General features: G+C 55.3%; 19 protein-coding genes and 1 pseudogene. 13 read left to right on the top strand and 7 right to left on the bottom strand.

Annotation, left to right across the window (positions count from 1 at the left end; translation table 11 throughout):
- Positions 1-51 precede the first annotated feature (51 nt).
- From WH277_RS03120 to iolE, 3 genes are all read left to right on the top strand, one after another.
- Positions 52-1,065 (top strand): Gfo/Idh/MocA family protein, encoded by a 1,014-nt coding sequence (locus WH277_RS03120; protein ID WP_159337805.1) that lies wholly within the window; start codon positions 52-54, stop codon positions 1,063-1,065.
- 91 nt (positions 1,066-1,156) lie between these two features.
- Entirely contained in the window at positions 1,157-2,041 is an 885-nt protein-coding gene (locus WH277_RS03115; RefSeq protein WP_133844269.1) for a sugar phosphate isomerase/epimerase family protein, read from the top strand.
- 44 nt (positions 2,042-2,085) lie between these two features.
- A complete protein-coding gene (iolE, locus tag WH277_RS03110) occupies positions 2,086-2,982 on the top strand; it encodes a myo-inosose-2 dehydratase (protein WP_133844267.1) in 897 nt (298 codons plus the stop codon).
- 58 nt (positions 2,983-3,040) lie between these two features.
- Here the strand turns inward: iolE and WH277_RS03105 are convergent, their stop codons facing one another.
- Positions 3,041-3,601, bottom strand: coding sequence for a DcrB family lipoprotein (locus WH277_RS03105; protein ID WP_133844265.1), 561 nt, complete (start codon positions 3,599-3,601; stop codon positions 3,041-3,043).
- Between the two features lie 218 nt (positions 3,602-3,819).
- Entirely contained in the window at positions 3,820-4,485 is a 666-nt protein-coding gene (locus WH277_RS03100; protein WP_133844263.1) for a 7-cyano-7-deazaguanine/7-aminomethyl-7-deazaguanine transporter, read from the bottom strand.
- A 206-nt stretch (positions 4,486-4,691) separates the two neighbouring features.
- Here WH277_RS03100 and tusA point away from each other — a divergent pair, with 206 nt between their 5' ends.
- Entirely contained in the window at positions 4,692-4,937 is a 246-nt protein-coding gene (gene tusA, locus WH277_RS03095) for a sulfurtransferase TusA (protein ID WP_133844261.1), read from the top strand.
- A gap of 192 nt (positions 4,938-5,129) precedes the next feature.
- Here tusA and WH277_RS03090 read toward each other — a convergent pair whose 3' ends face one another.
- Positions 5,130-7,397: a zinc/cadmium/mercury/lead-transporting ATPase gene (locus tag WH277_RS03090; protein ID WP_159337807.1), complete on the bottom strand. Its 2,268-nt coding sequence runs from the start codon at positions 7,395-7,397 to the stop codon at positions 5,130-5,132.
- A 310-nt stretch (positions 7,398-7,707) separates the two neighbouring features.
- On the bottom strand, positions 7,708-8,334 hold the full coding sequence (locus WH277_RS03085; RefSeq protein ID WP_133844257.1) for a lysoplasmalogenase: 627 nt from the start codon (positions 8,332-8,334) through the stop codon (positions 7,708-7,710).
- A gap of 152 nt (positions 8,335-8,486) precedes the next feature.
- On the opposite strand from WH277_RS03085, the gene WH277_RS03080 reads away from it, so the two are divergent.
- Positions 8,487-8,846 (top strand): DUF2500 domain-containing protein, encoded by a 360-nt coding sequence (locus tag WH277_RS03080; RefSeq protein ID WP_133844255.1) that lies wholly within the window; start codon positions 8,487-8,489, stop codon positions 8,844-8,846.
- Positions 8,847-8,910: 64 nt separating this feature from the next.
- Here the strand turns inward: WH277_RS03080 and WH277_RS03075 are convergent, their stop codons facing one another.
- Together WH277_RS03075 and rsmD are read right to left on the bottom strand one after the other, a co-directional pair.
- Entirely contained in the window at positions 8,911-9,180 is a 270-nt protein-coding gene (locus WH277_RS03075; RefSeq protein WP_133844253.1) for a DUF1145 family protein, read from the bottom strand.
- Positions 9,170-9,775: pseudogene (gene rsmD, locus WH277_RS03070) on the bottom strand (16S rRNA (guanine(966)-N(2))-methyltransferase). Before rsmD ends, WH277_RS03075 begins: the two are co-directional and overlap by 11 nt.
- A gap of 174 nt (positions 9,776-9,949) precedes the next feature.
- Here rsmD and ftsY point away from each other — a divergent pair.
- From ftsY to WH277_RS03035, 7 genes are all read left to right on the top strand, one after another.
- On the top strand, positions 9,950-12,028 hold the full coding sequence (gene ftsY / locus WH277_RS03065; protein ID WP_339504311.1) for a signal recognition particle-docking protein FtsY: 2,079 nt from the start codon (positions 9,950-9,952) through the stop codon (positions 12,026-12,028).
- Between the two features lie 6 nt (positions 12,029-12,034).
- Positions 12,035-12,703: a cell division ATP-binding protein FtsE gene (gene ftsE, locus WH277_RS03060; RefSeq protein WP_133846607.1), complete on the top strand. Its 669-nt coding sequence runs from the start codon at positions 12,035-12,037 to the stop codon at positions 12,701-12,703.
- Positions 12,693-13,685 (top strand): permease-like cell division protein FtsX, encoded by a 993-nt coding sequence (gene ftsX, locus WH277_RS03055; RefSeq protein ID WP_133846608.1) that lies wholly within the window; start codon positions 12,693-12,695, stop codon positions 13,683-13,685. Before ftsE ends, ftsX begins: the two co-directional genes overlap by 11 nt.
- A 295-nt stretch (positions 13,686-13,980) precedes the next feature.
- A complete protein-coding gene (rpoH, locus tag WH277_RS03050) occupies positions 13,981-14,835 on the top strand; it encodes an RNA polymerase sigma factor RpoH (protein ID WP_133846609.1) in 855 nt (284 codons plus the stop codon).
- Between the two features lie 171 nt (positions 14,836-15,006).
- Positions 15,007-15,858, top strand: a complete 852-nt coding sequence (locus WH277_RS03045; protein ID WP_133846610.1) for an AraC family transcriptional regulator — start codon at positions 15,007-15,009, stop codon at positions 15,856-15,858.
- A gap of 83 nt (positions 15,859-15,941) precedes the next feature.
- Positions 15,942-16,670 (top strand): AzlC family ABC transporter permease, encoded by a 729-nt coding sequence (locus WH277_RS03040; RefSeq protein ID WP_159337814.1) that lies wholly within the window; start codon positions 15,942-15,944, stop codon positions 16,668-16,670.
- Complete coding sequence (locus tag WH277_RS03035; protein WP_159337816.1) at positions 16,667-16,978, top strand: AzlD domain-containing protein; 312 nt, start codon at positions 16,667-16,669, stop codon at positions 16,976-16,978. Before WH277_RS03040 ends, WH277_RS03035 begins: the two co-directional genes overlap by 4 nt.
- Here WH277_RS03035 and panM read toward each other — a convergent pair.
- The gene (gene panM, locus WH277_RS03030) at positions 16,954-17,358 is read right to left on the bottom strand and encodes an aspartate 1-decarboxylase autocleavage activator PanM (RefSeq protein ID WP_159337818.1); all 405 of its coding nucleotides are present in this window, start codon (positions 17,356-17,358) and stop codon (positions 16,954-16,956) included. The genes WH277_RS03035 and panM overlap by 25 nt on opposite strands.
- 388 nt (positions 17,359-17,746) lie before the next feature.
- Here panM and WH277_RS03025 point away from each other — a divergent pair, with 388 nt between their 5' ends.
- Positions 17,747-18,862 (top strand): branched-chain amino acid ABC transporter substrate-binding protein, encoded by a 1,116-nt coding sequence (locus tag WH277_RS03025; RefSeq protein ID WP_133846614.1) that lies wholly within the window; start codon positions 17,747-17,749, stop codon positions 18,860-18,862.
- Positions 18,863-18,959: the final 97 nt, after the last annotated feature.

Here is an 18,959-nt window from a genome sequence, read left to right as displayed (position 1 = left end):
CGGGCATTTTTATTTCGCCCGCTCTTATCCCCCTACATGTAAGGACCTGTCATGACATTAAAATTAGGTGTAATCGGAACGGGCGCTATCGGCCAGGAACATATCCGTCGTTGCAGTAAAGTGCTGCAGGGTGCGCAGGTGGTGGCGGTTTCAGATATCAACGTCGAGGGTGCTAAAGCGGCCCTGGCACGCATTGGTATTGAAGCGGAAGTGTTTGCCAACGGCCATGACGTGGTGAAATCACCGAACGTTGATGCGCTGCTGGTAACCTCCTGGGACCCGACTCACGAAGAGTTCACTCTGGCGGCGATTGAAGCCGGTAAGCCGGTATTCTGTGAAAAGCCACTGGCGATGAGCGCGGAAGGTTGCCGTCGCATCGTTGATGCCGAAATCCAATTTGGTAAACGTCTGGTACAGGTTGGCTTTATGCGCCCCTACGACAGCGGCTATCGTGCGCTAAAAGAGGTGATCACCAAAGGTGAAATCGGTGAGCCACTGATGCTGCACTGCGCACACCGTAACCCCACCGTACCGGAAAACTACACGACCGATATGGCGATCACCAACACGTTGATCCACGAGTTGGATGTGCTGCGCTGGCTGACCGAAGATGATTATAAATCGGTGCAGGTGGTGTTCCCACGTTCCACGTCGAAGACCCACGCTAAACTGCGCGACCCGCAGGTGGTGCTGTTTGAAACCCGTAAGGGCATTCGCATCGACGTGGAGATCTTCGTGAACTGTGCTTACGGTTACGACATTCAGTGTGAAGTGGTGGGCGAAGAAGGTATTGCTAAGCTGCCAGAGCCGTCCGCCGTACAAATGCGTAAAGACGCCAAACTGTCTACGTCTATCCTGACCGACTGGAAAGACCGTTTCATTGATGCCTACGATGTTGAATTACAGGCATTTATTAACGACGCCACCGCAGGCAAGCTGACCGGGCCATCCGCCTGGGACGGCTATGCTGCTTCTGTCGCTGCCGATGCCTGCCTGAAAGCGCAGGAAAGCGGTGCGATTGAGCCGGTGGAACTGCCGCAGCGCCCGGCTTTCTACAATAACTGATCGTCAGGTTACAGGCCGGACGCGCTTAACCTCCGTCGATATGACGGGGGATCACCGTAAAACAGCGTACTGATTTATCACGGAGAGTCTGATGAAAATTGCCTTTGATGTAGATGTCATTCGAGATTTGGGCATCACAAAAATGGTTCACCAGGTGGCTGACTGGGGCTACAAATATATTGAGCAGTCCCCGCATCCGCAGATCAACCCGTTCTACAAACATCCAAAAGCCAGCCGCGAAATCATCACTGAGTACAAAAACGCGCTGCGTGAGACCGGGCTGGAAATCTCCTCTTATATCGTTGTGTACCGCTGGTCCGGTCCGGACGAAGCGCGCCGTCAGGCCGCCGTCAGAAACTGGAAACGCATGATAGAGATCGCGGTTGAAACCGGTGTGCAGGTGATTAATACCGAACTTTCTGGTAACCCGAACGAACCTGAAATCTGTGAAGAGATGTTCTATCGCTCAATGGAAGAGCTGCTGCCTATCGTCGAACGTGAAGGCATCCGCATCGAAATCCAGTCTCATCCATGGGATTTCTGTGAAGAGAGCAACGAAACCGCTGACATGGTGAAATCGTTCCGCAGTGAGAACGTCAAATATCTCTACAGCGTGCCGCACACCTTCTTCTACGACAAAGGGAAAGGGGATGTGAAAAGCATGCTGGAATATTCCGGTGTCGACCTGTCGCACGTGCTGATCGCGGACACCATGAATCACACCAAACACTGCCGCTATATTGTGAACCCGCCTGGCGTTGATGCCACGATTCACCAGCACGTGGGGGTGGGCGAAGGGGAAGTCGATTTCCAGACGCTGTTCCAGACGCTGCGCGATATGGACTTTGCTAACCGCACGTTCAAAGTCGGTGGTGAGTCAATTATTGCCTCTTCACTGTTCGGTTACCCGGAAAAAATGAATCGTCAGGCAGTGGAAACACGCGAACTGATCGAGCGTGAGCTGCTGAGAAAATAAAGCAGGGCGGCAGTGGCCGCCCGGTGAACCTTTGAGGTAACACCATGAACAAAGATAACGTCAAACTGGCTATTGCACCGATCGGCTGGACTAACGATGACATGCCTGAGCTGGGTAGCGAGAATACTTTCCAGCAGATCGTCAGTGAAATGGCGCTGGCAGGTTTTACAGGCAGTGAAGTGGGCAGTAAGTACCCGCGCGATCCGGCGGTGCTGAAGCCGATGCTGGACATCCGTGGTATCGAGATCGTCAATGCCTGGTTCAGCACCTTCTTTGCTAACGGCGATAAAGCGAAAACCATTGATGAATTCATCAACCATCGTGATTTCCTGCATGCGATGGGGGCAAAAGTGATTGGCTGTTCAGAGCAGAGCCTGAGTATCCAGGGCACCACCAAAGCCGTGCTGGAAGAGAAACCTCACTTTACCGATGAACAGTGGCGTCTGACGGTGGAAGGCTATAACGAGCTGGCGAAACTGGCGGCTGAGAAGGGCATGACAGTGGGCCTGCATCACCATATGGGCACCGGTATTCAGACCACTGCTGAAGTGGATCGCTTTATGGCCGAGACCAACGATGATGTTTATCTGCTGTTCGATACCGGCCACGCTTACTACTCTGAAGGATCCCAGGAAGCCATGCTGGCCATTCTGACGAAATACCTTCCGCGCATTAACCACGTGCACTTAAAAGACGTGCGTGATGAGATTGTGGCGCAGGTGAAGAGTCAGAAGTTGTCATTCCTTGATGGCGTGAAGAAAGGCACCTTCACCGTTCCGGGTGATGGCGTGATTGATTTCGATCCGGTGTTTAAAATTCTCGATGATTTCGGCTACAAAGGCTGGATGGTGGTGGAAGCGGAGCAGGACCCTGCGCTGGCTAATCCGTTCGAGTATGCAGTTAAAGCGCGTAAGTATATTCGCGAACACGCCGGGCTGTAACGGCCAATAAAAAGCCCCCCGCACCAGAGATGCGGGGGGCTTTTTTTATGCCATCAGATTATTTCAGCTGAATGGTGCTGATAATGCTTTCCGCTTCGGTTTGTGCCTGCTGCTGGTTTTCCGCAGGCAGCGTGATCTGCAGTGTCAGCAGCTTGCCATCGACTTTACCCAGAACCACAGAAGACCATGAAGACTGGTTATTGGCAGAGATCACGGTGTCCAGTTGCTGTAACGGCTGGCCTTTCACGGTAATGGCTTTGTTGGTCACGACCTGAAGCTGTGCATCACGATTACGCTGCTGCGCTTCAAGACGACCTGCCAGCACATCCAGACCTTCGTTCGTGCTCTCACCATCAATCACGATGATCGCTTTCTGGCCTGACTCATCCGCATAGACGTGCATATTGTTCGCCTGAGTGCCGAGCTTGCCGCTCTTGTCAGACATGCCTGCCGGCAGGGTGAAGCTCAGTTTGCCATCCATCAGAGTGACATTCTGATTGGACTGACTGCTGCTGACGCCATTATCATCGGCGGCAGCTTTCTCATCTTTTTTGCCATCACAGGCAGCCAGTCCAGCTACCAGCAGCGCGATTCCGGCATATTTCAGTAAGTTACGCATCAGGGTTCCTTTCACATTGGTCGCGTAGAGATCAGGTGCTTATACAATCGTATTCAGCCTTCAAAAGCAACTTATACCCGTCGTACTTCACGCTGCAGCTGTGTTGGCTGCGGCTGTGTGCCCTGGTCACATAGTTATCTATGCTCCCAGGGACTTACAGCCTTGCCGCCTTGCTGCAGCTCGAATGACTTGGGTAAGTAATGATTATTGAATTCAGATTAACCGAAGTTGACGCGGGTGCTATTGGATTTCTCTGCTAATCGTTTCAGCGCGGCATTCAGCAGCACGCCGTAAGCCGGCAGGAAGAACACCATGCAGATGAGCACCTTGAAGCTGTAATCCACCAGGGCGATCTCCACCCAGTGGGTGGCCATAAACAGGTCAGGACTTTTATAGAAGGCAATAAAGAAGAAAGCGAGGGTATCGCTGATATTGCCGAGGAACATCGCCGCCGCCGGTGCCATCCACCAGGCGGCTTTCTGGCGCAGGCGGTTGAACACGTGGATATCGAGGATCTGGCCGAGCGCATAGGCCATAAAGCTGGCGCAGGCGATGCGGGCAACAAACAGATTCATCTCTTCCAGCGCCGCGAAGCCCTGCCATTCGCCCTGATAAAACAGTGCGGAGATGGTATAGGAGATAAACAGCGCCGGGATCATCACGGCGAGGATAATGCGTCGTGCCAGAGGGGCACCGAAAATCCGTACCGTCAGGTCAGTCGCCAGGAAGATAAACGGGAAGCTGAACGCACCCCAGGTGGTGTGCAAACCAAAAATTGCGACCGGTAGCTGCACCAGATAGTTACTGGAGGTGATCACCAGCAAATGGAAAAGGGACAGCCAGACCAGCGCATGGGTGCGCTGACGCGTAGAAAAAGCGATCATTGTTGTAAGCCTTTTTAGATTGGGGTGAGGGAACCCATGAAAATTTGTCTGTGTTTCGCTCAGGCGAATTCGCGGCATATTACCGCTTTGACCTGCTAATGCAATGGTTAATTTTAACGCAAACGTTATCGTTGCAGGCAATCCTTGCACACGCACCGACTGGCGCTAAAATAGACGCCGTCCGTAACATAATGACTGAGAATATCATGAGCGACCTTTTCGCCAATCCCGATCAGACCCTAGATGCGCTGGGCCTGCGCTGCCCGGAACCGGTGATGATGGTGCGTAAGACTGTGCGCCATATGCAGGACGGTGAAACCCTGTTGATTATCGCTGATGACCCGGCCACCACGCGTGATATCCCTGGCTTCTGCCGTTTTATGGAGCATACGCTGGTGGCTCAGAACACCGATGTTCTGCCGTATCAGTTTTTGCTGAAGAAAGGATTGTAAGGTGCGGGTCGGGCATGCCCGACCCCTGTGACAACCCGGCACATCCCAGTGGGCGATGCATGCCCGACACCCGGGACAATCCGGTACGTTGCGCTATCCTGTCGTGGCGATGGATGCCTGGCCTCTGGTATACCCCCGGAACGTTGCATTACTCCGTAGGGGCGAGGCATGCCTCGCCCAACGTTTACCCCGTTATTTCTTTCGTAACAACCGCAGTGCGTTAGCGGTCACTAACGCTGTCGCCCCCGAGTCTGCCAATACCGCGAGCCACAGTCCCGTTATCCCCAGTAACGTCGTCACCAGGAACAGCCCTTTCAGCCCCAGCGCCAACGCCACATTCTGGCGGATATTGGTATGGGTTGCGCGCGACAGGCGGATCATCGCGGCCAGGCCATTAAGCCGGTTATGGGTCAGTGCGGCATCGGCGGTTTCCAGTGCGACATCACTGCCGCTGCCCATTGCAATACCGATGGTAGCGGCCTTCATCGCCGGAGCATCATTAATGCCGTCACCGACCATTGCTACCGGCTGCTGCTGATTAAGCTGGCTGACCGCCGCGACTTTATCTTCCGGTAACAGGCCTGCGCGGTAGTCAATATTCAGCTCAGCGGCGATGGCCGCCGCCGCGCGCGGATTATCGCCCGTCAGCATCACGGCCTGGATGCCCAATGACTTCAGCTCGTCCAGTGCAGCTTTGGCATCGGCACGCAGCGTATCGCGCAGCGCGATGATTCCCAGCAGCTGCTGGCCATCATGCATCAGCACCACGGTATTGCCCGCGTTTTCCAGGGTTTCCACGTTCTCACGCTGCGGTGCCAGCAACGCTTCAGGCAGTTTTGATGGTGCGCAGATGGAAAGTAAGCGATCACTCACAACGGCTTCCACGCCGCTGCCCGCCAGGGCGCGTTGTGATTCGGCTCCAGGGATGGTCAGCTGTCGGTCTGTTGCCGCCGCCACAATCGCCAGCGCCAGCGGGTGGGAGGAACCCTGTTCAATGGCGGCAGCCGTTGCCAGTAACTGATCCTCATCCAGTGCGGCCAGCGGCAGAATAGCGGTGACCTGCGGTTTGCCTTCGGTCAGGGTGCCGGTTTTATCAAAGGCGATGGTACGTACGCTGCCCAGGTTTTCCAGCGCCGCACCGCCTTTAATTAATGCCCCCCGGCGTGCCGCAGCAGCCAACCCGGAGGTAATCGCCGCCGGGGTGGAAATCACCAGCGCGCACGGGCAACCGATCAGCAGCAGTGTTAATCCTTTATAGATCCACGGTTGCCATTCAGCCCCCATAAACAGCGGCGGTACCAGTACTACTGCCAGCGACAGTGCAATAATGGCCGGGGTGTAGATACGGCTGAAGCGGTCGAGGAAACGTTCAATAGGCGCGCGCCGCTCTTCGGCTTCTTCAATCAGATGCAGAATGCGGTCAATGGCACTTTTACCGGGTTCGGACACTACTTCCAGCTGCACCAGTCGATCCACGCTCAGGCAACCAGCGGCGATGGTTTCATTTTTCTGGCGTTCAACCGGCACTGACTCCCCGGTGAGGGCACTTTCATCAAAGCTGGCAAAAGCACTGAGCAGTTTCGCATCGGTGGGCAGCCGCGCACCGGCGGCCACCTCAATGACATCTCCGGGGCGTAACGCGTTCACCGCCACGTTTTCACGCAGACCTGAACGCAGGCGTAGCGCTGTATCCGGCTTGAGTGCCATCAGCGCAGTCACACCTTTGCGTGCACGCCCGGCGGCAAAGGACTCCAGCCGCTCTCCCAGCATAAACAACAGCAGTACCATCGCCGCTTCTGCGGTAGCGCCGATAAACAGTGCGCCGAGAGCCGCAACGGTCATCAGGGTTTCAATGCTGAATGGCGACCCGCTGCGCATCAGACGCAGGGCGCTGCGGCCAATCGGCCAGACGCCAACCAGTGTGGTCAGGGTAAAGGCCAGCGTGCCTGCCGGATGATTCAGGCTACTCAGCAGTGCACTTATCGCCATCAGTACAGCCAGCAGAATCAGGTTCACATTCTCCTGCCAGAAACTCTGTTCAACTTTAGGTGCGGTGGGAGCATCGCTGCGCTGTAATTGAAAACCGGCGCGAGCCACTGCCCGTTCAACGTCATCACGGATATCGCTGCTGGCATCGACCCGCAGTTTTTCGCTGGAAAATACCACGCGCGCCATGGCTACCTGAGGAAGTTGTTTTACTGCGGTTTCTACCTTGCGTGCGCAGGCCGGGCAGTCCATCCCTGTCACCAGCCAGCTAAAGCTTAAAGCGCCAGTGGGCCTGTCGCCCTCATCATCGGGGTCGTTCCCCGAACTGCAGGCTGCATCTTCACAACAGGGGGCATCAACGCTGGCTGCGCTGACAGCGGTGATTTTTTGAATAACGGGGCGCGGGCGGGTGCTGCATCCGTGCTGTTGACTGGCGTGGTGGTGACCACAACCACATGAAGAGTGCTGGTGCATAACGCCTCCTGACAGGTATCGGCGGGCACCAATGCCCGTCGATACCCATCTTACACTCTGGAGTGGACTCCAGAGTCAAGCGCTATACCCGTCATACTTCGAGCCTCAGGTGCGTTGGCTGCACCCGCTCACTCCAGTCACATAGTTATCTATGCTGCTGGAGACTATGAGCCTCATCCGTGAGGCTCACCCTGCGGGCTTGCCGCGTTACTCGGCCTGGCCTCGCCCCAGGAGGGCAGCGCGTTGCGCGGTTCAAAAAGGCTAAAGCCTTTTAGTCCTGAAACTCGAATTATTTAGGGTATGGTACAAATTACAGCCACAGGGCGCGCACAATCATAAAGTGACCGCCGAAATAGCAGGCGGCGATAATCGCACTGTCAGCGCTAAAGCGGCGGCGATAATGGCTGACTAACCAGACGATGTTACCCAGCAGCAGCAATATTGCTCCGGCCATCAGGGTAAAGGCATCTTCGGACGGCAGAACAAAATAACGTTCCGTCGCCAGCCAGACCATCAGCAGTGCCATACCGAAAAAGGTGCAGATCGGCCAGCGCAGTTCTTCCAGACGGCTCCAGATCGTGGCGATTACCACGCCACCGACGATCAACAGCACTAATGGGATGGGCCAGAACACACTGAGCGTCATCTGGCTGGCGAAGTAGAGGGTATAAAGCAGGTGCGACAGGAAGAAAGCACCGATGGCATACAGCATACGTTTGGTGGGCAGTAACGTGAGCGCATCACCCACCAGTGTTGCCAGTACGCCCAGCAGAATCAGGTAATCAGTGGTTGCCAGCACCGGAGCCTGCCACGCCCAGGCCAGCAGCAGCAACATGGTGACGGGTTTAAATACCCAGCGTTGCCACTGTGGGCCACGATAGGAGGCATCAACATACAGCCAGCCGGAAAAAAGAACCGCAAGGAATGACCAAATCATAAATTGTCCCTGTTGTTATAGATGAAAGTGATGCAACTTCACTCAGTCTAGGTGAAGGGGGGGTGATGTGACAATGAGAGGTCTCCGGTTGTATCCTGTTGCGCACGCGATGCACATACTCACCTTTTTACCTTCAGGAGGATGAAGAAAACATGAAGCCCCCTCTGATCTTTTTTATCGTACTGGCCGTGATCGCCATCTTAGCAACCCGTCAATTTATTAAGCAGCGGCGTGAAGTGGCGGTTAATGATGCTTCGCCGGTACGGTCTCTGGTGGTGGAAGTGAAATCCAAGCGAGAATACCCGGCACCGAACCGCCGTTCACGCCAGCGCGAACATATTCCGGTAGAGGATATGCGTTATGAAGCCTGGTTCCACCCGTTAAACGGGGCAGGTGATTTTAAGCTGGAGTTAACTGCCGGGGACTATCATCAGATCGATAAGGGCAGTAAAGGTGAGCTGAAGGTCAAAGGTTCACGCTTTATCAGTTTTGTGCCTGAGACAGCACCCTGATGCGATGCCGGAAAATGATCTTTCCGGCACACAGACTCCGAACTTGATGAGGGAACGCGGTGGGTTACTGCTTAGGAAAATTCTTCTTTTGCCAGGCCAGCAGTTCAAATACCCCGAAGAAAAACACTTTAATCTGCATCAGGCCGCTCAGTTTTTCTGCGCCTTTCGGTTGAGTGGTGCGCATCAGCACCAGTTGCAGACCATGCATAATCACCATGAAAAACAGCGCGACATTAACAAAGTACGTGAGCGGTTTCGGGAACGGGTGTACCACGTTAAGCAGTAAAAAGGCCCAGACGAACAGCATCAGCACGCGGCCTGCATTAATCAGCATTGGAAATCTCCTTGTCAACACGGTGACGAATATACAGGCGGTAGGCTACCTGTCCGGCAATTTTCTCGCGGTGAAGCTGCCAGTTTACCGGGACGGGCGGGATGCCGTGCTCCACTTCACTTTCAACATACACCAGCGCGCCATCGCTCAGCCAGCCGTTGCTCTCCAGTAACTGGGTGGTTTTCTCCAGCAGTCCCTGACGAAACGGTGGATCGATAAAGACCAGCTGATGTTCATCCCCTTTTTGCGCCAGAAATTGCAGGGTGTTGGTATTGACCACGCGTCCGCTCTTCGCTCCAAGGGTCGCGAGGTTTTTTTACAGCTGCTGTGCCACCGGGCGCTCCAGCTCCAGCAATGTGGCGCTGGCAGCATGGCGTGACAGTGCTTCCAGACCGAGTGCACCGCTCCCCGCATAGCAGTCGAGGCATTTTGCCTGCTGAATATCAGCGGCCAGCCAGTTGAACAGGGTTTCGCGTACCCGGTCAGTGGTCGGGCGCAGGCCCGCGCTGTCGGGAACCGGCAGCTTACGACCGCGCCACTGCCCACCAATAATACGTATTTGTCCTGCTGCGCCGCTGCGGGGTTTCTTATTCATCTTGCTGAACTCTTAATAATTTGTTGCATAGTTTAACGGGCTAACCGGGCGGAGGAAACGTAAAAAGGGTGCTGTGATGCGCTTGGCAGAAAGTGTTAGACTAAGAGATTAATTAACAGATTAATTTTCGTACCGGAACCGGAACGGTTTTCCCGCGAGGAGTGTGGTTGCACCATGGCAAAGAATAAAAAACGTGGCTTTTTTTCCTGGCTTGGTCTGGGGCGCGAAGAACAGACGCCACAGGAAGAAGTAAAAGAAACGTTATCACCGCAGCCCTCTGCCGATACGCCAGCGGAAGTGCCCCCTGCCGCTGACTCTGCCCCTGAAAACGCTCACAACGCCGAAACCGAAGCGGCTGCCCGTGCTGAAGCTGAAGCGACTGCCCGTGCTGAAGCTGAAGCGACTGCCCGTGCTGAAGCCGAAGCGGCTGCCCGTGCTGAAACCGAAGCGGCTGCCCGTGCTGAAACCGAAGCGGCTGCCCGTGCTGAAGCTGAAGCGGCTGCCCGTGCTGAAGCCGAAGCGGCAGCTCGTGCCGAAGCCGAAGCGGCTTCCCGTGCTGAAGCCGAAGTAGCTGCCCGTGCTGAAGCTGAAGCGACTGCCCGTGCCGAAGCCGAAGTAGCTGCCCGTGCTGAAGCCGAAGCGGCAGCCCGTGCTGAAGCCGAAGCGGCAGCCCGTGCTGAAGCCGAAGCGGCAGCCCGTGCTGAAGCCGAAGCGGCAGCCCGTGCCGAAGCCGAAGCGGCAGCCCGTGCTGAAGCCGAAGCGGCAGCCCGTGCTGAAGCCGAAGCGGCAGCCCGTGCTGAAGCCGAAGCGGCAGCCCGTGCTGAAGCCGAAGCGGCAGCCCGTGCCGAAGCCGAAGCGGCAGCCCGTGCTGAAGCCGAAGCGGCAGCCCGTGCTGAAGCCGAAGCGGCAGCCCGTGCTGAAGCCGAAGCGGCAGCCCGTGCTGAAGCCGAAGCGGCAGCCCGTGCTGAAGCCGAAGCGGCAGCCCGTGCTGAAGCTGAAGCGGCTGCCCGTGCCGAAGCCGAAGTGGCTGCCCGTGCTGAAGCCGAAGCGGCAGCCCGTGCTGAAGCCGAAGCGGCAGCCCGTGCTGAAGCCGAAGCGGCAGCCCGTGCTGAAGCCGAAGCGGCAGCCCGTGCCGAAGCCGAAGCGGCAGCCCGTGCTGAAGCCGAAGCGGCAGCCCGTGCTGAAGCCGAAGCGGCAGCCCGTGCTGAAGCCGAAGCGGCAGCCCGTGCTGAAGCCGAAGCGGCTGCCCGTGCCGAAGCCGAAGCGGCTGCCCTGGCCGCTGAGGTTATGGAAGAAGAACTTCAGCCAGTGGTGGAGCAAGTTCGCCCGACCAAAGAAGGTTTCTTTGCCCGTCTGAAGCGCAGCCTGGTCAAAACCCGTGAAAATCTGGGTTCTGGTTTCATCGGCCTGTTCCGTGGCAAAAAAATTGATGACGATTTGTTTGAAGAGCTGGAAGAGCAGCTGCTGATTGCGGACGTTGGCGTAGATACCACGCGTCGCATTATTGCCAGCCTGACGGCGCAGGCGAGCCGTAAGCAGTTACGTGATGCCGAAGCGTTGTACGGCCTGCTGAAAAGCGAAATGGCTGAGATTCTTGCTAAGGTTGAAGCGCCGCTGGATGTTACGGGGAAAACGCCGTTTGTTATCCTGATGGTCGGCGTCAATGGTGTGGGTAAAACCACCACTATCGGCAAGCTGGCGCGTCAGTTCCAGGCTGAAGGTAAATCCGTAATGCTGGCCGCAGGCGATACTTTCCGTGCCGCTGCCGTTGAGCAGTTGCAGGTGTGGGGAGAACGAAACAATATTCCCGTCGTGGCGCAGCATACTGGCGCAGATTCCGCCTCAGTGATCTTCGATGCCATCCAGGCTGCGAAGGCGCGCCACGTTGACGTGTTGATCGCCGATACGGCCGGGCGTTTACAGAATAAATCGCACCTGATGGAAGAGCTGAAAAAAATCACCCGCGTGATGAAGAAGCTCGACGACCAGGCGCCGCATGAGGTAATGCTGACAATCGATGCCAGCACCGGCCAGAATGCCATCAGCCAGACTAAACTGTTCCACGAGGCCGTCGGCCTGACCGGGATTACCCTGACCAAGCTTGACGGTACAGCGAAAGGTGGGGTGATCTTCTCGGTGGCAGATCAGTTCAACATTCCGATTCGCTACATCGGCGTTGGCGAAGGTATTGAAGATTTACGATCGTTTAAGGCTGACGATTTTATAGAGGCACTTTTTGCCCGAGAGGATTAAATTAGGATGATTCGCTTTGAAGAAGTCAGTAAGGCTTATCTCGGCGGTCGGCAAGCGCTGCAGGGGGTAGATTTTCATCTGCGTCCTGGCGAAATGGCGTTTCTGACCGGACATTCCGGGGCGGGGAAAAGTACCTTGCTGAAGCTGATCTGTGGCATTGAGCGCCCGAGTGCCGGGCATATCTGGTTTGGCGGCCACGACATCAGCCGTCTGAAAAGCCGTGAAGTCCCGTTTCTGCGCCGTCAGATCGGTATGATCTTCCAGGATCACCATCTGCTGATGGATCGCTCGGTGTATGACAACGTGGCGATCCCGCTGATTATCAGCGGGGCCAGCGGTGAAGATATTCGCCGTCGCGTTTCAGCCGCACTGGATAAAGTTGGCCTGCTCGATAAAGCAAAAAGCTTCCCGATTCAGCTGTCTGGCGGTGAACAACAGCGTGTGGGCATCGCCCGTGCGGTCGTCAACAAGCCCGCCGTTCTGCTGGCGGATGAACCAACCGGTAACCTCGATGAGGCATTATCAGAAGATATTCTGCGTCTGTTTGAAGAGTTCAACCGTGTGGGCGTCACCGTTCTGATGGCGACGCATGATATGGGACTGATTGGCAGCCGTCAGTATCGACTGATGACGCTAAACCAGGGACGTTTGCACGGAGGTCATCGTGGCGAATAAGCGCAATCCCCGCCCGGCAGCAGCCAAAGCGGTGAAGCAGAAGGTGCCATCTAAAAGCAAAGCGCTAAAAGGCGGATGGCAAGAGCAGTGGCGTTATGCAATGCATGGCTCACTCTCTGACATGTGGCGCCAGCCGCTGGCCACGTTGCTGACAGTAATGGTCATCGCCATTTCTCTGACGCTGCCCAGTGTCTGCTATATGGTCTGGAAAAATGTGAGTCAGGCGGCAGATCAGTGGTATCCCGCCCCGCAACTGACCGTTTATCTGAGCAAAACACTGGATAACGACGCCGCTGAAAATGTCGTGGCGCAGTTGAAAAAAGAAGAGGGCGTCGACAAAGTTAACTACCTGTCACGCGAAGAGGCGCTGGGCGAATTCCGTAACTGGTCTGGTTTTGGCGGTGCGATGGACATGCTGGAGCAGAACCCGCTGCCAGCGGTTGCGATCATTACGCCGAAGCTGAATTTCCAGAACTCATCCACCATGGATAGCCTGCGTGACCGCGTGTCAAAAGTGCAGGGTATTGATGAAGTGAAGATGGATGACAGCTGGTTTGCCCGCCTGGCGGCGCTGACCGGGCTGGTGGGACAGGTTGCATCAATGATTGGTATTCTGATGATTGTGGCTGTGTTCCTGGTGATTGGTAACAGCGTACGTCTCAGTATTTTTGCCCGGCGTGACACCATTAATGTGCAAAAGCTGATTGGTGCCACCGATGGTTTTATTCTGCGACCTTTCCTATACGGCGGCGCACTGTTGGGCTTCTGTGGTGCACTGTTGTCACTGGTGCTGTCTGAAGTGCTGGTGCTGCGGCTTGAGTCGGTGGTGGCTCAGGTGGCTTCTGTGTTTGGCACTACCTTCGGGTTGCACGGTCTGGCGTGGGATGAAAGCCTGCTGCTGCTGCTGATTGCCGCAATGATTGGCTGGGTGGCCGCGTGGCTGGCAACGGTACAACATTTACGCCGATTTACGCCTCAGTAACCCCTTTACACGTTTTTTTGATATAATCTTCCTCTGCTGCGTGAGAGTTTACCGCAGAGGAAGTTCATCAACTTGTCACTTCCCCCTGCGATTCTGCTCCTTTCATGCGCCGCATATTATGTGTAAAACCTCCACTAATCTGATTGAACTTTTGGGTGGTTTTAGCATCATAGTAGGCAGATTTAGACCCAAAGCTTCGCACAGATTGCTTTCGATTTTTGTCGGCAATTCGCGTAGTGTAGTCAGCGCGTCAGGGACTGGCGCTGTCACCACGCTTAACACAGAGAGGATTTGAATGACCAAAGAAATGCAAACTTTAGCTATTGCTCCCTTAGGCAACCTGGATGCGTACATCCGGGCAGCTAATGCCTGGCCTATGCTGACGGCAGAAGAGGAAAAAGCGTTGGCTGAACAGCTGCATTACCAGGGCGATCTGGAAGCAGCTAAAACGCTGATCCTGTCTCACCTGCGCTTTGTCGTTCATGTTGCTCGTAACTATTCTGGTTATGGCCTGCCGCAGGCAGACTTGATCCAGGAAGGTAACATCGGCCTGATGAAAGCTGTGCGCCGTTTTAACCCGGAAGTGGGGGTGCGCCTGGTGTCCTTTGCTGTGCATTGGATCAAAGCCGAAATTCATGAATACGTTCTGCGTAACTGGCGTATTGTGAAAGTTGCCACCACCAAAGCACAACGTAAGCTGTTCTTTAACCTGCGTAAAGCTAAGCAGCGTTTGGGCTGGTTCAACCAGGAAGAAGTCGAAATGGTGGCGCGTGAACTGGGCGTCAGCAGCAAAGACGTGCTGGAAATGGAATCGCGCATGGCCGCGCAGGACATGACCTTTGACCCAACGCCGGACGACGAAGGCGAAGGGCGTTCAATGGCGCCGATGCTCTACCTGCAGGATAAGTCTTCCGACTTTGCGAATGGTATTGAGGAAGATAACTGGGACGATCACGCGGCTGATAAGCTGAGTGATGCGATGCTGGGGCTGGACGAACGCAGTCAGCATATTATCCGCGCCCGCTGGCTGGACGACGACAACAAAACCACCCTGCAGGAGCTGGCCGATCAGTACGGCGTTTCCGCAGAGCGTGTGCGTCAGCTTGAAAAGAACGCCATGAAGAAACTGCGTCTGGCGATTGAAGCCTGATAGCACCTTCTGTCTGGACAGGCCTGTTGGCCCTGACGTTAAAAACCGCCTTTCGGGGCGGTTTTTTGTTTTCTGCTGGCGTGCAAAACAAGAAATTTCCCCGCCGCTGACGTAAAGTGAGGGTTTTAACCCTGAGCAAAGAGCAATTTTGTTCTACTACCCGGAATGAAAATGGACGCAAACGCCGCCCCCGAAGAGAAGGCCACGCTGTTTTGCTTCGAGGAATTTGATGGACTGAGCATGCTGGAGGCGAATTATCACCGCCGTCGTTTCCCGCGCCATGTGCATGAGACCTTCTGCGTTGGGGTGATAGAAACCGGCGCGCAGCGCTTCTGGCGATCCGGGGGAGACCATGTTGCGCCCAGCGGTGACATTATTCTGGTCAATGCCGATGAAGTGCACACCGGCTGTTCGGAAGTCGCTGGCGGCTGGTCGTATCGTGCAATTTATCCGCATCCCGACCTGTTTGCGCGGCTGGCGGCCGTGTCAGGCAGCGATGCAGGCCCGGTCCCGTGGTTTCCTGATGCGGTGCTGCACGATCCGGCACTCTCTGCTCAGCTGCGGCTGGCTTTCTCGCTGTTGCCGCAGCCGGGCAACAGCCTGCTGAAAGAGTCATTATTGCTGACGGCATTTTCCTGGTTGATGGTTCGTTACAGCCGGACGCGTCCCGCGACGCTGGTGATGCCCGAGGCTGGTCGGGCGCTGTTACCGGTGAAGGACTTAATGGCGGCGGCTCCAGAACAGAACTGGTCACTGCAACAGCTGGCCGATGTTGCCGGGCTCAGTCCGTGGCATTTTCTGCGTCAGTTTAAAAAGAGCACGGGTATGACGCCACACGCCTGGCTGGTGCAGGCACGCCTGCGTAAAGCACGTGAACGGCTAGGGCGCGGGGAAACGCTGGCTCAGGTCTCTACGCTGTGCGGATTCTCCGATCAGAGTCATTTCACTCGTCATTTCAAAAACTCCATGGGCGTCACACCCGGCGACTATCTGCGGGCAATAAAACCGGGAGCATCGCGCTAATTCCCCGCGCAATTTTATTCAATCCTTCATCCCGTCACGTCTTCACACTGCTCACTGATTTTATTCAGAGGAGCACATTATCTATGTCAGACACACTAAGTTCACCCCAGCCGCCGCAAGATGCTCATTGCTGGTCTGGCTTTTTTACCGGCGCAGTGAATATGCTGCCGCTGTGCCTGTCTGTGGTGCCCTGGGGGATACTGGCCGGATCGATGGCAGTGCAGTCCGGACTAACGTTACCGCAAAGCGTCGGGATGTCGGCGCTGGTCTTTGCCGGGGCGGCGCAGTTAGTCACGCTAGGCCTGCTGACCTCTGGCGCCGGAGTCACCACCATCGTACTGTCGGTGTTTTTCATTACCTCACAGCACTTTCTTTATGCGCTCAGCCTGCGCGATACCGTGTCGCGCTTTCCGGCCCGCTTCCGCCTGCCCACGGGCTTCCTGCTGTGTGATGAACTGTTCGCCCTGAGCAGTGGACAAAAGGCAGCACGATCCCTGACGCCGGGTTACCTGATCGGTGCCGGACTGACCTTTTACCTCTGCTGGAATCTGTTCAGTCTGGCCGGAATATTACTGGCGGCCTCGATCCCCGATCTGTCGCGTTATCATCTTGATTTCTCGATTGTCGCGACCTTTATTACCCTTGTGGTGCCGATGATAAAGCGCCTCAGCGTACTGGCTGGTGTACTGAGTTCACTGGTGCTGTCGATGGTCTTCAGCCTGATGCAGGTCGACGGGGCGGTGATGCTGGCGGGATTAACGGGTATGGCGATAGCGGTGATGGTGGCGCGTGCCCGGGGAGAAGTGCAATGAGCTGGCTACTGTTGCTCAGCCTGGCAGGGTTGGTGTTTTTCAATCGTTATCTGTTTCTGGAGCCGCGCGTGCCTGTCCGGTTACCGACGCCGTTGCGCCAGGCGCTAAACTATTCCGCCCCTTGTCTACTGACGGCAATCTGTGGGCCGATCATTTTGCTGCAAGACGGTATGCTGCGCAGTCTGCCGGATAACCCTTACCTGTCAGGTGCCGTTGTTGGGGTGGTTATCGCGGCATGGGTAAGAAATATGATTTTCAGCGTGCTGCTGACCCTGCTGGCGTTTTATCTGCTCTGCTGGCTGTTATAAGCCCACTCACCGTTCTGCTGTGTAAACCCGGCCGCCTGCATAAAGGCGGCTATGACCACGGAGTCTGAGGTGCCATCCCCGGCAACCGACCAGTGCTGTACTGCCGGGTTTTGTGCCAACACCTCTTCTACTAAGTAAAGGCCGACACCGCGTCTGCGGGTAACTTCACGCACATCGAGCTGCGATAATCGCCCCTCACTGGCCGTGATCTCGACGTTAACGGCTGCCAACAGCCGATCGTTAAAGCGTGCCGCATACAGTTGATGTTGTTCGTTCAGTGTGGCTTCCAGCACCTGAGTCTCAAGCTCAGGCCAGATTTTTTTTAAATCACTGCGATCCTGCTCTGAGAACTGTTGCAGGCGGATGATAGTCAGTTTCATCGGAATAACCCGTACGTGAGAAAGGCATATTGTAGCGAAGTTGACCATACTATAACGTGTTAGTTTTTGCGTACAAAAACGAGGCGATGTGTTGAGTCTCTGTCCTTTATGCCGAGTAAATCATTGTTGATGATTTATCAGCCAGCATAAACTCCTGGGTATTCGGCTAAAATGCCACCGTTCGTGTTAGTGAATTGTCCTGTGGCTCCCGCTATTTACTGAATATGTCAGTTGATTTACAGCAGAATATTCCTGTTTAATAACCTGAAATTTAAAGCCTTATTCATAAAAAATGCCGGTAATCACTCTAACTCGTTCTTAGTTAAGCGTTTATCGCTGATTACATGGCACATAATAAATAGTAACCACAACAGATGGGGTAGTTCGGATGAAAATGAGTAAAGGTAGTGCGTTCCTGGCGGGCTGTGTTGCCCTGGCAATGAGCCATGCAGCAATGGCAAAAGACATCAAAGTGGCCATCGTGGGTGCGATGTCCGGCCCGGTGGCCCAGTATGGCGACATGCAGTGGACAGGTGCGCAGCAGGCCATTGCCGATATCAACGCTAAAGGCGGTGTTAACGGCGACAAACTGGTCGCAGTGAAGTATGACGACGTTTGCGATCCTAAGCAGGCGGTTGCAGTCGCCAACAAAGTGATTAACGACGGTATCCGTTACGTCATCGGCCACCTGTGCTCTTCTTCTACCCAGCCTGCTTCTGATATCTATGAAGATGAAGGCGTGCTGATGATTACCCCGGCAGCAACCGCACCAGACCTGACCAGCCGTGGCTATAAGCTGATTATGCGTACGACCGGTCTTGACTCTGACCAGGGTCCGACCGCCGCAAAATACATCCTGAGTGAGATTAAACCGCAGCGTATTGCCGTGGTTCACGATAAGCAGCAGTACGGTGAAGGCCTGGCGCGTTCCGTACAGGACAGCCTGAAAAAAGCGGGCGGCAACGTGGTGCTGTTTGAAGGTGTGACCGCAGGCGACAAAGATTTCTCTACGCTGGTGGCGCGTTTGAAGAAAGACAACGTCGACTTCGTCTATTTTGGCGGTTACCACCCGGAAATGGGTCAGATCCTGCGCCAGGCACGTGCGGCCGGTCTGAAAACCCAGTTTATGGGCCCGGAAGGTGTGGGTAACGCTTCCCTGTCGAACATCGCGGGTGCGGCTTCCGAAGGGATGCTGGTGACGCTGCCAAAACGTTATGACCAGGTGCCTGCCAACAAACCTATCGTTGATGCGCTGAAAGCGAAAAAAGAAGACTCTACAGGTCCATTCGTCTGGACAACCTACGCTGCCTTGCAGTCACTGGCCGCCGGTATGGAGCGCAGCAAGAGCGCAGAGCCGGAAGCTATCGTGAAAAACCTGAAAGAAGGCGCAGCAGTACCAACGGTGATGGGTGACCTCAACTGGGATGAGAAGGGCGATCTGAAAGGCTTCGAGTTTGGTGTATTCAAGTGGCACGCTGACGGCTCTTCCACTGCCGTGAAATAAACCAGGCTGCGGGTCAGGCGTGCCTGGCCCCTACGGAATAATGCAGATCCGTGGGGTAACCCGGTGAATCCCCGGAATAACGGGGATCCTTGGGGTA

The sequence above is a fragment of the Erwinia sp. MYb416 genome (genome assembly GCF_037479575.1).
Taxonomy (GTDB): Bacteria; Pseudomonadota; Gammaproteobacteria; order Enterobacterales; family Enterobacteriaceae; genus Erwinia; species Erwinia rhapontici.
Note: the sequence above shows the minus strand (reverse complement) of the source record. Positions and strands in the feature narration are given on the sequence as shown.